Raw genomic sequence first — 12811 nt, 5'->3', positions numbered from 1 at the left:
TCGTCTCAACCTGCAGCAGCGCGGCTGACTGCCGGCTTCTCGGCTCACTTCTTCAGATGCATCTTGCGCAGGATCTGGGCAAGCAGGCGCGGGCGACGCAGGAGGTTCGTCCCCTCTTTCGCGGCGTCGGGAGTGCCGTTGAGGGCGTACGTGTAGGCTTTGCCGGAACTGGCCTTGCCGACCAGATCGCCGAACTCAAGCAGTTGGGTGCGCGGCTCGTACGGGTGTCGGATGTCGAATTCGAGCAGACGCGCGGCACGCTGGGCCGGGGCCGGGCCGTAGGAGCCGAAGCCGCAGGTCGGCGTGGCAACCAGCGTCAGCCCGTCGGTGGTGCCGACGAAACGGTTGCGGTGATCGTGGCCGGCAAGCAACGCGAAATAGCCGTCGCCCGACTTCAAAATGTCGAATTCGCCGGTGTCGGTATCGGGGCAGCTGATGCCCTCGCCGAGGAAGCTGCCGGGCAGTGTCTTATTCTCGTCAATGACGTAATTGTGGCCGGCAAACGTGCGATAGCCCTCTACGGCGTGTGCGGCGGTGGCCGGGACCTCTTTCAGCAAATCGTAATACTGCGGTACAGGGATATGCTGGAATACCATCGATTTGGCACCAATCAGCGACGGAGCGACCTTGAGGAAATCGAGCGCACGCTGGCTCGGCGCGCCATAGCCGCCAAGCTTGCCGTAATCGCCGGAGTTGAAGACCACGAGGCCAAGCACGCTATCGCTTTTACGATCTTCAGCGACAGGCAAAAGGAATGTGCCTGCCTCGCAAGGGTAGATGTATTGGTCCGGCAAGCCGCTGCCGGGCTGCTTGCGGGGACGGTCCGAACGCTTGATTGGAGGCTCGGGATTGAGGCAACCCGGGAATTCGCGATAGATCTCGTCGAGCTCCGCGCAGGAAAGCCCGCACTGAAAATCATGGTTGCCGTAGGTGACCGCCCACGGAATCCTACGCTCGATCAGCGGGGAGAGGAACTGCGAAATCTCTTGGCGCACGAGCTCGCGGGTGTGCTCAAGTTCGGTGTCGCGCTGGCTGGTCGCCGCCGCGCCCATCGGCCATTTCTGCGGTGTCCACGTGCGCTTGCGGAAGGTTTTGGCATAGGCCTGGTCGTAACCGGCGATCTGGTTGCCGGAGAAAATGACGATGTCGGGACGGGAGCTGTCGAGCGCCGCCTCGATGAGCTTGATGGTGTCTTTGTTCACTTTCGGCCCGTCCTGGATATCCGCCAACACCAGAACGCGGAACTTGCCGGAATCGTGGAACTGCAGGCGGCCGAGGCGGGCGGAGACGGAAACGGGCCGCATATCGTCGGGGTCGACAGGACGAATACGAGGTTTCGAAAGATCCGAAGCGGCTCTGTCCGCAAGCGTTAATCCAGCCATTACCTATCCTTTTTGCCTGAGTCTTAAAGCGTTACGTCGTGATGTCGCCCATGACATCACGCCATCCCACATTGCATAACCAACTTACCGCGCCGAACCCGACCTGACAACCCGACGCCCTGCACCGCGTGGCAGCCTTGGCGACACGCCGGGTCTATGACACCTCCGATACCCTCGATATCCCCGATATCCTCAGCAAGGCGACGGCGAAGCGCGGGCGTAGAGCGATAACCGTAGGTACGGAAAAAGCCCCGCAACCGTTAAGCTGCGAGGCTTCTGCATCTTTGCTGGGGTACCTGGACTCGAACCAAGAACAACTGAACCAGAATCAGCCGTGTTGCCAATTACACCATACCCCAATTGGCTTGGTGCTGTAGCCGATTAGCAACTATAGCACTTCGTACCTCCAACCGGATTTGAACCGGTGTTGGCGCCGTGAGAGGGCGTAGTCCTAGACCGCTAGACGATGGAGGCTTAACTTATCGCTGCCCTTCCCAAGGCAACAAATGAATAGTCTAGCGAAAACCTGGGCCATGCGCAACCCGGCGTGTTGACTTCGCCTGAAGCCGAACGCAGGCGGCCGTTTCCGGGCATACGTCATACGTCATACGGCATGGTGAAACCGCCAGTCCCGAGATCTGGGCTTGATGCTGGCAAACAGCACATAACCGCACGCAAAAGTCCGTTTACCAGCAGCAACATGGACGCCAAACAGAGCGATGCTGGAAAACAGCACACAACCACCCGCAAAAGTCCGTTTACCAGCAGCAACATGGACGCCAAGCAGAGTGATGCTGGAAACCGCACCTTAAACACACCAAAAATCCGTTTACCAGCAGCAACAATGCGCATTTAGCAGATTGACGCTGGTAAACGGACTTTTGTGGTCGGCTTCCTAGCGGGAAGTCGCAAGCGACACGGCTTTACAGGTGCTGCTTGAGGCCCTTGAGACGGGCGAGCGTCAACGGCTTGCCGACGATCTCCATGGATTCGAAGAGCGGCGGGGAGACGCGGCGGCCGGACATGGCCACGCGCACCGGGCCGAACGCCAGGCGCGGCTTGAAACCGCCGTCCTCGACCAGCGCCTTGTTGAGCGTCTCATGAAGGTTGTCGGTCTTCCAATCGGCCTTGGCGACATCGGAAAGCGCGGCGATGGCCTTGTCGAGTACCTCGGGCGCGGAATCCTTGAGTGTCTTCCGAGCGTCGTCGGAAGGCTCAATGTATTCGGCCTCGCTTAGAAGGCTGCCGGCCATGCCGGAGACCTCACCCAGCAGACGCACACGCGGCTGGACCAGCGGCGCAGCGGCCGTCAGGATCGTGCGCTCACGGTCGGTCAGTTTATCCCACGAATCGGCGGAGACCACGCCGTCGCGGTGCAGGTAGGGCACGGAACGGTTGAGGAAGTCCTGGACTCCAAGCATACGGATGTGCTCGGCGTTGATGGAGATGGCCTTGTCGATGTCGAAGTGGGCCGGGTTGGCCTTGACGTCGCGGATGTCGAACTTCTCGACCATCTCGTCCATGCTGAACACGTCGCGGTCGGGCGCGATCGACCAGCCAAGCAGCGCGAGATAATTGAGCAGTCCTTCGGGGATGAAGCCGTTGTCGCGATGCAGGAAGAGGTTGGACTCCGGGTCGCGCTTGGAGAGCTTTTTCTTGCCCTTGCCCATGACGTAGGGCATATGGCCGAACAGCGGCATTTCTTTGGCAATGCCGAGCTTGATGAGGTAGCGGTAGAGCACGACCTGACGCGGCGTGGAGCTCAGCAGGTCCTCGCCACGCAGCACGACGTTGATGCGCATGAGCGCGTCATCGACCGGGTTGGTGAGCGTGTAGAGCGGGTCGCCGTTGGGGCGCACGATAACGTAATCGGGCACGGAGCCGGCCTTGAACTCGATGTGGCCGCGGATGAGGTCGTCGAAGGCGATGTCCTCGTCGGGCATCTTCACGCGCAGCGCGGGCTTACGGCCCTCAGCGCGGAAAGCGGCCTTCTGCTCCTCGGTCAGGTTACGGTCGTAGCCGTCGTAGCCGAACGCCTTGGGACGGCCTGCGGCGACGTTGCGCGCCTCGATCTCGTCGGCGGTGGAATAGGATTCGTAGGCGAAGCCGGCGTCGAGCAGTTTCTGGGCGACGTCCTTATAGATATCGCCGCGCTCGGACTGGCGGTACGGGCCGTCAGGACCACCGACGTTGATGCCCTCGTCCCAGTCGATATGAAGCCAGTTCAGGGCCTCGATGATCTGGTTGTAGCTTTCCTCGGAATCGCGCTCGTTGTCCGTGTCTTCGATGCGGAAGACAAAGGTGCCGTGCGTGTGACGCGCCTCGGCCCAGTTGAACAGGGCGGTGCGCACCATGCCGACGTGCGGGGTGCCGGTGGGCGACGGGCAGAAGCGAACACGAACGTCTTTGGGCAGTTCAGGTCTAGAATCAGTTGCGTTTTCAGTCATAACTCCATTATGCCGCGCGTGATTGACGTGAAGGCAAAATCCGGGTAACAAAAGTATCACAAATAACAGCCGCCAAGAAACGCCATAAGAATCGAAAATCATATAGCAACAACTTCGCGAACCGGGAAACAACACGTATGTATGGAGAGCATCAATCACCCAGAGGCAACCGCCCAGAATCCGAATACTGATACCTGAATACGGTTTTCTGAACCTCGGGATCTCCAGGTTGCCGGAAAATGACCTTCATGCCTCTAGGTACGACGCAACGCACGTCGGCCACTTTGGTACGCCCCTCGACCCGAATCGACCATGAAACATGAACGAGGCCCATATTCGTAGCCACACTTCCGCTTGCATCATTCAAGCCCAGCCAATGAGGCGCAATCAGGACGGTTCGGAAACCGGGGGCACCGGGCTTAACCCCCAATATGGCAGACGGAAACTCATGCAACGCAAGAGCAGACCAGCCATGGCAATCGCTACGAGGCTCATCATTGCTTTCGGCACAGGTGGTCAGATGATTCGCAAGCATATCCTTCCATGGTTTCCAAAGTCGCTTGGTACGTGAATACAAACCCACCTTTTCCAATGCCTCAAAAAGATATAAGGACATCGCAACGGAACATTGCGCGTAACGATGCGGAAAGTCCAAAGTTGTTTCCAGACATTTCCTGGCACGCTCAACATCACAGGTATCCGTCAATGCAGCAAAGACCTGACAATGCTGGCTCACATCGGAAGATCCCGGCCCGTCGGTGTAAAGACCGGACGCATTGACGCAATGGGCATTGACCGCTCGTTGCGTATCCTTTGCCCATTGGCGATATTGTCGTGCCTTATCATCGATTCCCAAATAGTCGTCAATCCGTGAAGCCAGCTGTAATCCCCAGACATACATCAGACTTTCCTGCGTCAATGGTCCCGATGCAAAGGCCGGCGGCACGCCACGAGTCGAATCCCACTCAGGCGCCCAATCAACAAATGACCAATGAGAGCCGTCCGTACCCATATTCCCTATTCTTGCGACCAGCCCGTTTTCATCCAAGTTCTTATGGAAGAACCCAAGGATACGATCGACAACGCGCATATTGCGACGCAGTAAAACCCGATTGCCAAAATACATCATATGATCATATAAAAGCGCAATGTAATATATGGAGTTATTGGCCAGAAAACGTGTCCGTTCTGGCGCGTAAGGCGTTCTCCCGTCTGGTCTTGGCTGTGTTCGAGTTGACCGTGTTCCATGGAGGTCATGAACAACCCGGTATGAGCCGCGTGCGGCAACACGATGAAACGGAACGGTCGGAACAGCTCAGGCAGGATCCGGTGGCGGTGCGGCCGCTGCGGCGCCTCGTCCACCCAGAAACGCGACAACAGGGCGGCCGACCTGGAGAAGGGCCTGATCTGGCTGTTCTCCAAGGACGGGCAGGCCTCCGACGGGACGACCGGACGCACCGCCACCAGATACCCCAACGCCACCAACTAGAGACACGTTTTTGGTCAATAACCCTTATAAAACGTTGAAAAACCAACATTTTAACCCACTACACCATTGCCAGAATTAGTTCTCAGCAACAAATCAGCAACATTTTCTGTAAAATACCGTTGAAAGCTCCTCAAGACACGACCAATATATTGCGTTACATCGCTGATCAAAAATGCTAACGCTCTGTTTGTGATCTTATCAGTGAACCTGCCCTTGAATCAGAAGCATGCTAACTCCCGGTTTCAAAGACATGCTCAACGGCATGAGGCGCCGTGTCCGTGACCTGCGCCGCAAGCAGGGCCAGCGGTCACCGAAGCTCTCCACCCTCTACACCCTCGCCAAGGCGCTCGATTGCGACATGCGCGACTTCTTCGCCTGACCCGGTCGCAGTGCACACCCGATGGGCCTGTCTCGTCTTCTCAACACTGATCCGACGCTGTCTGTTTTATGCATCAAATAGCCAGTATGTGTCTCACATCACCATTATGCTTACGCTCTGTAAGAGTTCTTTAAAAAGGGATGCCATTCCACGACGGAACAGCGTCAGGGGAGCGAAAAATGACTCAACCAGCACCGACAGGACCAGCGTTGGCGGAGGGCCTCGCAGACGCGGCAAACCTATTCACCGCCGCCGTGGACAGCAGCCAGCGACTTGAAACGGCTTCGGCGGTGTCCCCGCTGGTGGCACCGGCCCAGAAAGAGCTGAAGCAGAAGCACGGCGGCTGGAAAGCCTTCTGCATCGGCTTGGCGGTCTTCCTGGCGTTCGTAATAATCATCGCCCCTATTGTCAACATGCTGCTGAGCGGCATTTACGAAATCCTTCATTCAGGCAAGGAACCCGGTGCGGCAATCTATTACACATTGATATTAATAGGTATTGCCGTCGGCATCGCCTCGGGCTATCTCGCCGGCAACATGATCCACAAGAAGAACGCACCGAAGGCGGAGGCAACGCTCAAACGCTGCGAGCAGGACCGTCAGGCGCAGATGGCAGCGGCCCAGCGCGACCTCGTCTCGGTGAGGCAGGCCTACGCGCAACGGGTCGCGCCCTGGTACCCGCAGGAATACAGCACCGCCGAAGCCGCGAGCTTCATGAGCCAGGCCGTCCGCTTGGGACGCGCCGACACGCTGGGATCGGCCATCAACCTCTACGAGACCCACATGCACGAGATGCGCATGGAAGACAATCAGCAGCAGCAAATCGCCCTGCAAAAGGTCAACAACGCGCTGTCCGTCATGCAGATCGGCGCGACGATCTTCGCCGGCAGCCAGGTGGCCGGATCGGTCGACCGCAACACCAGCGCGGTCAGCGCAGCAGGGGCCAGCATCACCGGCGCGGTCAATGCGGCAGGGTCCAGCATCACCAACTCCATCAACAACCTGCGCCACCGCTGACACGCCAAGCGGCATGGTCTAAAGAATTTGCAACAAAGAAACACACCGATTTGGTCATACATAAACAGAAGATAATCATGGACGCTTCAGCCGACGTCGCACAATGGACTCAACTCGCCGATCCACTCCGCAAACACTAATCGGCAATGCCGCTAACACAAACGGCGTTCACGCTGTCACCGCACAGCAAGATGGCGTACTCATCATCTTCAGCGACATGGATGAGCAAGGCAATAGGAGCGCCTTGCTCATCAGTTACAGTCGTCCACTTCCCACATCAGAACCGCATTCAGATCCATTCACCGAACCAGCAACAGCCAGCACCGAAACCCCTTCAGATACAAACCTTACAACTCCTAGTAACCCTACCGGTTTAACAGTGACAAAACTCTTCGTGAATCTGTGCGGTGAACGTTTTCGGGTTCAGGATCCAGCGATGCTCAAACTCGACTCAATGAATATCGAGTTCATATCCTTGAACCTCAAATTCGATGGTTGGGACGGAAACCTGGCTGCTCTCTCCGAAGACGATCTCAACACCCTGACCGGAATCATCAAAAAGGCCAGCCCCGATTTGCCCACTCCGACCTCTCCGTCCGACGCGCGATCCATCAATGCCAACGTAGTACGCTGGCTGCAAAAACCACGGGCAAACATCTTGGATGCAGACGTCACACGCGCCGGGAACCTGTTGGTCACCCTCTTTGGACCTTACCAACAAAACGAAGAGAACGACAATGCATCATACTTTGATGACGAATCCGAATCCGTTTATTAGTGACATCACAATCCCACCAGCAAACCTGTACTTTGAGGAGATCACTACATGATGGCAAACTATCGCAATGTCCTTTTCGGCACCGTTGAAACGACAATGACTGGTGCCAAGGTGTACTGCTTGTATCAAACCGACACAAGGGGAATCAACAACCTACCCACCGATGCGCCCATAGGCCCTATGGGGAGAATACCAACCAGGCCAGATCCATCCCCTTCCGTTGCTACAGCCAAGTGCCTCAAAAAAATGGCCTGTCAATAACGCCACCGCGGCTGCTGTGGTTGATGCCATCAAAGATTTCACCTCAACCGAACCCGAGCAGCTTAGGTTCTTATCGCCAACACACGGATGGAAAACCGAAATCAAGCAACTCCGGACCCAACTGATGGCTGATACTACCGTTAGGAATACCATTCATACCGTCAAAGGCTGGGATTGCGGCAATTACACAGGCACAGTCGAGGACGCCAACGCCACAGGCGTTCTTGTCATCTACAACGGCATGAACGAGCAAGGCCGAAGGAGCGCCGTACTCGTCACAAGCACGGCAGCTCTCGAAACAGCCGAAGAAAAAGAATCGCTTCGAAAAGATTATGGCTTAATCGGGTATGAATACGATGACGGTTCAATTGAGGAAAACCCCGGTATATATGCCGATGACCTTGAACTCCCGATGTTTTTCGAAAAACTCGACATACCAGAAGGCGAGGCAGCAACCGTCTACGGCTTAGTGAACCTATTCGACGAATTCACCGCAAGCGCCGACACAAAGGCCATCAATCCGGGAGAAAGTTTCAAGGAAGCCGTCGAAGAAGTCACAAGAAACCATGCATCATCTCCAGATACAGAGTCATTAGCCGTCAAGATCGTACACAATCTCCTCAGTAATCCGACAGGCATCCTCGACGCGGATTCCACTGGCAATGGAGCCGTAATAGCCATACCGTCTTCCAGCCACAAAATCAGCAGTAAAAGCAATCCTGATCAATGCGACGACTCAGACGAGTTCGACGACTTCACCAGCAGACTCATCATTCTGGCAAAGAAGGACACGACGGAGAACGGACAACCGTGTTTCACCATCTCCACCACATACTTCTCCCGTAGCTATTACAACGAGATGATCAGTACCGAATTGCTTTGCGACGATGACATATACAGCTCTGAAAGCATCAGCGCCGAAGCCATGATTCACCGTACAGTCGAACTGGCCCAAGACGACAAAGATGCAGCGAAAATTGCTGATGCGATTCGGGAAATCGCTCAAATGGCAAATCGGAATTAGCAAGCGGCTTTTATCAACTGCTTGAAGCACTGCCAAGGTTGCGGTGTCGCCACGTCTAGGACCGGGGCGACACCGACCGAGCGCTGGCCATTCTCGACCGCATCGGCCTCACCCTCAACGTCATCATCGGCGGCGCAAATTGCACCATCAGCGTGCGGCTACACCGCGAACACGCCACCGCCCAAAACGGCAAGGCCAAGTGACAACAAAACAACGGCCGTCCGCACCTTGCAAAAGACACGGACGGCCATACCGGTGAGCCCCGAAAAGGCAGAAAGTTACGCCTTCTGCGGCGTGAGGCCATTGATAAGGTTGCGGCGCACGTATTCGCTGACGCTAACCCCCATCACCTTGGCCTGGCGTTCGACCAGCCCCCACACCGAATCGCTCACACGGATGGTACGAGGTTTCAGTGGCTCGCTCTTGACCTCCCAGGCACGTCCCTCGAACGGCCTGATCTCAGCGCCTTGGAAGCCGTTTTCGGCTTCCTGCGCCCACTGGTCGACCATCTCGTCGGTGATGACGGTGCCGTTGTCAGCTATAAATTTCTGGCTCATGACCTCCCCTTTCTGATTTCGTCAATAAAGCCCTTGGTGGCATGGTTCGCGTGGATGACAAGCGGCGTGCCGTCGACCAGACGAACAAAGACCAGCTCGATACGCCGGCCTTGACCATCGAAACCGACCGTCGCCCACCTCGGTGGCTCACTGGCGCGATCCCGATACCTGATCGTCGCACCCGACACACCCGTCTCGAAAGCCGAGATGATCTGTCGGTCACTCAGCCCGTGGGTCCTGGCATGTGGATGGATGATGATACGCATACCATACAGCATACATGAGAGAATACGAAACAGTAAGCGTATCACGAACACATCACGCAGAAAGAAGGACAAATGTGAGAGCGATGCGAATAATGCTCAGACACCAGAAGACGGAGCCGAATAGCCAACAACAAAATCAGCAACAGATCAGCAACAATTTAACAAAATCATAGTAATTTCTGCAATTTATTTGAATCACAGATGTTGATAAATCAAGAATTTCAGGAGACTTCATTGACATTGAAAGAGCGGATGACGGGAGTCGAACCCGCCTCTGAAGCTTGGGAAGCTTCCATTCTACCGATGAACTACATCCGCAGTAATGTACCTGTGTTCACAAGCACATACAAAAGGAAAGTTTAGCACACAGGCGCGAAGGCACGCGCCATAAGATTCATCGACGACTTCGAGTACCGATTGGCAACGACGAGCGACGCGTTTAATAAGCGACCTGCGCCGGGCCCTCTGAACCCAGCCGGTCGCCCCGTGGCCCGGCACCTACACCCTGCATTTCCTGAGCCATCTGCATCAGGCGATTGATACGCTCCTGGGTCGGTGGATGCGTGGAGAAGAGACGGCTGAAGCCCTCGTCGGAGAAGGGGTTGGCAATCATCATCGCGGCGGCGGACTGGGTGCCGGCGGTCTGCGGCATCGGGTTGGCGACCGCTCCGGACGTGATCTTATTGAGGGCCGAGGCAAGCGCTGCCGGGTCGCCGGTGAGTTTGCTTCCGTCTTCATCCGCGTCGTATTCGCGGGTTCGGGAAATCGCCAGCTGAATCAGCGAGGCGCCGATCGGCGCGAGAATTGAGCTAAGCGCCACGCCAAGCAGCCCGAAAATCCCGGAATCACGGTCGTCGTTATCTCGCCCGCCGCCGAAGAACATCAGCATGTAACCCAGATACGTGATTACCGTCGCCATCGCACTGGCCACGGCGGAGGTGAGGATGTCGTGGTTATAGACGTGCATCAGCTCGTGGCCGAGCACACCGCGCAACTCTCGCTCGTTCAGGATCTGTAGAATGCCCTGCGTGCAACATACGGCGGCATGACGCTCGTTTCGGCCGGTGGCGAACGCGTTCGGGCTCATGGTCGGCGCGATGTAAATGCGCGGCATCGGCTTGCCGGCGCGTGCGGAAAGTTCGCGCACGATGCGGTAAAGCTCGGGCGCCTGCTGCTCCGAGACCTGCTGCGCGCCCATCGAAGCAATGGATATGCGGTCAGAGAACCAATAGGAGATGAAGGTCGAAGCCAGCCCGATGAAAATGTAGTAAATGAGCGTGTCACGGCTGGCACCGGTAAGCCACCAAATAAGCATGATGATGGCCCACATCACCGCGAAAAGCAATGTGGTTTTAAGACCGTTCAAGTGGCCGTGTACTTTAATCTTGCCGCCCATACACCAAAGCCTAACGAATCAGCCTGTATTTTCGCTGAACGCGTGCTGATTCGCGCAGCATTCACAATTTCGAAGCTGCGATGAAAATCAAGAAAACGGCACCGAAATGCTGATTATCATCGCATGTTCAATCGAACATGCGAGCATACTCACGAAAACATGGGTAAAATACTGATTTTCATCGCATCCATCATTTCTCCATATAGGAGCGAGCACGCGAACGGCGCCAAGCTTCACGTGGAAACCTGACGCCGATGCGATCAGCGAATAGCCCGCAACCTCAGCACACTAGTGCTGCAGCCGCCCTTCGCCGGTGAGTAGTCGCCGCGCTCAGCCTTGAGCGAGCGCACGCAGCTGGTCGGGGTCGATGACTTTCTTGTGCTCGCGACCTTCCTTCGCGCCCTCGGCACGCTCGTAGGTGTCGACCTTCTTCCAGCCGGCGAAGTCGATGGGCTTGACGCCGCGCGAGGCGAGCAGGCGGTCGATGGACTCGGGATCGCGGTCGGCGGCGATGCAGCCCTTGCCGGCCCCGTCGGCGTCTTCGACCTTGGAGAGGTCTTCGAGCATGTTGCCGACGATCAGCAACGCGTCGGACTTGGTGGAACCGATGAGCCCGACCGGCCCACGTTTGGCCCAGCCCGTGGCGTAAAGGCGCGGGCGAACGGTGCTCTTGCCGGTTTCGGCCGTGAACGCGGGCTCGGCGAGGATGCGGCCGTCTTCGTTGGCCAGCACGCTGCGCTGCTCGTCGTAGGCCACGCCCGGCACGCTCGCCGGCTTGTAGCCGATGGCGTGATAGACGGCCTCAACCGGATAGTCGGTGAATTCGCCGGTGTGGCGCATCACGCCGTCCGCGCCGGTCTCGGTGTGCTCGACGTGCAGGCCGACCACCTTGCCGCCCTCGCCCAGAACCTCGGTAGGCGCGGAGTTGAAGTGCATGTAATACTTCTTGGTAGCGGGGTTGCCTTCGAAATCGACGCCGCCGTCGTCTTGCATATCCTCGGCCATATCGCGAATGGCGTAGAGCTCCTCGACCATCTGGCGGGTGAGCTTGTCTTTGCCGGCCTGCTCGATGGTGGCCTCGTCGAGGTCGAAGTCGTCCTCGTTGATGATGATCTGTACGCCCGGCAGCTTCTCGAGCTCGCGCAGCTCCTGCACGCTGAACTTGGCCTGCGCGACGCCTCGGCGGATAAAGAGGTGCAACTCGCGGGCCGCGTTGCCCTTGATGCCTTCGTAGACATTGTCGGGGATATCGGTGCGGGCCTTCAAGTCATCGGCGCGGCGCATCAGTTCGCGCGAAACGTCCATCGCCACGTTACCGCCGCCGATGACCGCGACTTTCTGCGCATCCAGCGGCCAAGTGCGAGCGCCGGTCGGATAGCCGTCGTACCACTCCACGAACCGCGCGGCACCGTGCACGCCGTCGAGGTCGGCTCCGGGGATGGTCAGCGGACGGTCGGCCACTGCGCCAGTGGCGAAAAGCACCGCGTCGTAGCGCGGCATCAGGTCGTCGAGCTTCAAGTCGCGGCCGAACTCCACATCACAATACAAATGGATATCAGGATTATCAAGCGTCTTCTCGAGCGCATCGGCGATGTACTTGATGGCCGGGTGGTCGGGGGCGACGCCGTAGCGCACCAGGCCGAACGGCACCGGCAGCTTCTCGAACAGGTCGATACGAGCGTGGTCGGGCAGCCCGAGGTCGGCGGCCTTCTTCTTCAGCTCGCGCAGGAAGATGTCGGATGAATAGACTCCCGCAGGGCCGGCGCCGACGACGGCGATGCGGAGTTCGTTGCTGTTGTTTTCACTCATGTCTCTA

13 protein-coding genes and 3 tRNA genes are annotated in these 12811 nt (G+C 57.3%); 6 read left to right on the top strand and 10 right to left on the bottom strand.

Features of this window, described 5'->3' with window-relative positions; all coding sequences use genetic code 11:
* Positions 1–44: 44 nt before the first annotated feature.
* The 3 genes from OZX71_RS01245 to OZX71_RS01235 all read right to left on the bottom strand — a co-directional run bounded on the left by OZX71_RS01245 (position 45) and on the right by OZX71_RS01235 (position 1856).
* Complete coding sequence (locus OZX71_RS01245; protein ID WP_277160200.1) at positions 45–1382, bottom strand: metallophosphoesterase; 1338 nt, start codon at positions 1380–1382, stop codon at positions 45–47.
* Between the two features lie 287 nt (positions 1383–1669).
* Positions 1670–1741 (bottom strand) — tRNA-Gln (locus OZX71_RS01240).
* A gap of 42 nt (positions 1742–1783) precedes the next feature.
* Positions 1784–1856, bottom strand: a tRNA-Glu gene (locus tag OZX71_RS01235).
* Between the two features lie 226 nt (positions 1857–2082).
* On the opposite strand from OZX71_RS01235, the gene OZX71_RS01230 reads away from it, so the two are divergent.
* On the top strand, positions 2083–2238 hold the full coding sequence (locus OZX71_RS01230; protein ID WP_277160199.1) for a hypothetical protein: 156 nt from the start codon (positions 2083–2085) through the stop codon (positions 2236–2238).
* A gap of 67 nt (positions 2239–2305) precedes the next feature.
* On the opposite strand, the gene gltX is transcribed toward OZX71_RS01230, so the two are convergent.
* Both gltX and OZX71_RS01220 read right to left on the bottom strand, forming a co-directional pair.
* The gene (gltX, locus tag OZX71_RS01225) at positions 2306–3829 is read right to left on the bottom strand and encodes a glutamate--tRNA ligase (RefSeq protein ID WP_277160198.1); all 1524 of its coding nucleotides are present in this window, start codon (positions 3827–3829) and stop codon (positions 2306–2308) included.
* A gap of 151 nt (positions 3830–3980) precedes the next feature.
* Positions 3981–4958, bottom strand: a complete 978-nt coding sequence (locus OZX71_RS01220) for an alpha-L-rhamnosidase C-terminal domain-containing protein (protein WP_277160197.1) — start codon at positions 4956–4958, stop codon at positions 3981–3983.
* 162 nt (positions 4959–5120) lie between these two features.
* Here OZX71_RS01220 and OZX71_RS01215 point away from each other — a divergent pair, with 162 nt between their 5' ends.
* From OZX71_RS01215 to OZX71_RS01195, 5 genes are all read left to right on the top strand, one after another.
* Entirely contained in the window at positions 5121–5318 is a 198-nt protein-coding gene (locus OZX71_RS01215; protein WP_277160705.1) for a hypothetical protein, read from the top strand.
* Between the two features lie 226 nt (positions 5319–5544).
* Positions 5545–5697 carry a hypothetical protein gene (locus OZX71_RS01210; RefSeq protein ID WP_277160196.1) on the top strand — a complete coding sequence of 51 codons (153 nt, stop codon included), beginning with the start codon at positions 5545–5547 and terminating at the stop codon, positions 5695–5697.
* Positions 5698–5876: 179 nt separating this feature from the next.
* Entirely contained in the window at positions 5877–6713 is an 837-nt protein-coding gene (locus tag OZX71_RS01205; RefSeq protein ID WP_277160195.1) for a hypothetical protein, read from the top strand.
* 103 nt (positions 6714–6816) lie between these two features.
* Positions 6817–7491, top strand: coding sequence for a hypothetical protein (locus tag OZX71_RS01200; RefSeq protein ID WP_277160194.1), 675 nt, complete (start codon positions 6817–6819; stop codon positions 7489–7491).
* 385 nt (positions 7492–7876) lie between these two features.
* Complete coding sequence (locus OZX71_RS01195) at positions 7877–8776, top strand: hypothetical protein (protein ID WP_277160193.1); 900 nt, start codon at positions 7877–7879, stop codon at positions 8774–8776.
* A gap of 278 nt (positions 8777–9054) precedes the next feature.
* Here OZX71_RS01195 and OZX71_RS01190 read toward each other — a convergent pair whose 3' ends face one another.
* From OZX71_RS01190 to OZX71_RS01170, 5 genes are all read right to left on the bottom strand, one after another.
* On the bottom strand, positions 9055–9333 hold the full coding sequence (locus tag OZX71_RS01190) for a hypothetical protein (RefSeq protein ID WP_277160192.1): 279 nt from the start codon (positions 9331–9333) through the stop codon (positions 9055–9057).
* Positions 9330–9599, bottom strand: a complete 270-nt coding sequence (locus OZX71_RS01185; protein WP_277160191.1) for a hypothetical protein — start codon at positions 9597–9599, stop codon at positions 9330–9332. The genes OZX71_RS01190 and OZX71_RS01185 overlap by 4 nt, the downstream gene beginning before the upstream one ends.
* Positions 9600–9846: 247 nt before the next feature.
* Positions 9847–9917 (bottom strand) — tRNA-Gly (locus tag OZX71_RS01180).
* Between the two features lie 121 nt (positions 9918–10038).
* Complete coding sequence (gene htpX, locus OZX71_RS01175) at positions 10039–10995, bottom strand: zinc metalloprotease HtpX (protein WP_277160190.1); 957 nt, start codon at positions 10993–10995, stop codon at positions 10039–10041.
* Between the two features lie 330 nt (positions 10996–11325).
* Positions 11326–12804 (bottom strand): FAD-dependent oxidoreductase, encoded by a 1479-nt coding sequence (locus tag OZX71_RS01170; protein ID WP_277160189.1) that lies wholly within the window; start codon positions 12802–12804, stop codon positions 11326–11328.
* Between the last annotated feature and the right edge of the window lie 7 nt (positions 12805–12811).

Origin of the sequence: Bifidobacterium sp. ESL0764, assembly GCF_029395515.1 — a bacterium.
GTDB lineage: Bacteria > Actinomycetota > Actinomycetes > Actinomycetales > Bifidobacteriaceae > Bifidobacterium.
This window is presented reverse-complemented; position numbering and strand designations above follow the sequence as displayed.

Bases quoted from the DNA above. Each gene is read 5' to 3' on its own strand.
- OZX71_RS01245 (WP_277160200.1), bottom strand. From the start codon at position 1,382: ATGGCTGGATTAACGCTTGCGGACAGAGCCGCTTCGGATCTTTCGAAA.
- OZX71_RS01230 (WP_277160199.1), top strand. From the start codon at position 2,083: ATGGACGCCAAACAGAGCGATGCTGGAAAACAGCACACAACCACCCGC.
- gltX (WP_277160198.1), bottom strand. From the start codon at position 3,829: ATGACTGAAAACGCAACTGATTCTAGACCTGAACTGCCCAAAGACGTT.
- OZX71_RS01220 (WP_277160197.1), bottom strand. From the start codon at position 4,958: ATGATGTATTTTGGCAATCGGGTTTTACTGCGTCGCAATATGCGCGTT.
- OZX71_RS01215 (WP_277160705.1), top strand. From the start codon at position 5,121: ATGAAACGGAACGGTCGGAACAGCTCAGGCAGGATCCGGTGGCGGTGC.
- OZX71_RS01210 (WP_277160196.1), top strand. From the start codon at position 5,545: ATGCTAACTCCCGGTTTCAAAGACATGCTCAACGGCATGAGGCGCCGT.
- OZX71_RS01205 (WP_277160195.1), top strand. From the start codon at position 5,877: ATGACTCAACCAGCACCGACAGGACCAGCGTTGGCGGAGGGCCTCGCA.
- OZX71_RS01200 (WP_277160194.1), top strand. From the start codon at position 6,817: ATGGACTCAACTCGCCGATCCACTCCGCAAACACTAATCGGCAATGCC.
- OZX71_RS01195 (WP_277160193.1), top strand. From the start codon at position 7,877: ATGGCTGATACTACCGTTAGGAATACCATTCATACCGTCAAAGGCTGG.
- OZX71_RS01190 (WP_277160192.1), bottom strand. From the start codon at position 9,333: ATGAGCCAGAAATTTATAGCTGACAACGGCACCGTCATCACCGACGAG.
- OZX71_RS01185 (WP_277160191.1), bottom strand. From the start codon at position 9,599: ATGCGTATCATCATCCATCCACATGCCAGGACCCACGGGCTGAGTGAC.
- htpX (WP_277160190.1), bottom strand. From the start codon at position 10,995: ATGGGCGGCAAGATTAAAGTACACGGCCACTTGAACGGTCTTAAAACC.
- OZX71_RS01170 (WP_277160189.1), bottom strand. From the start codon at position 12,804: ATGAGTGAAAACAACAGCAACGAACTCCGCATCGCCGTCGTCGGCGCC.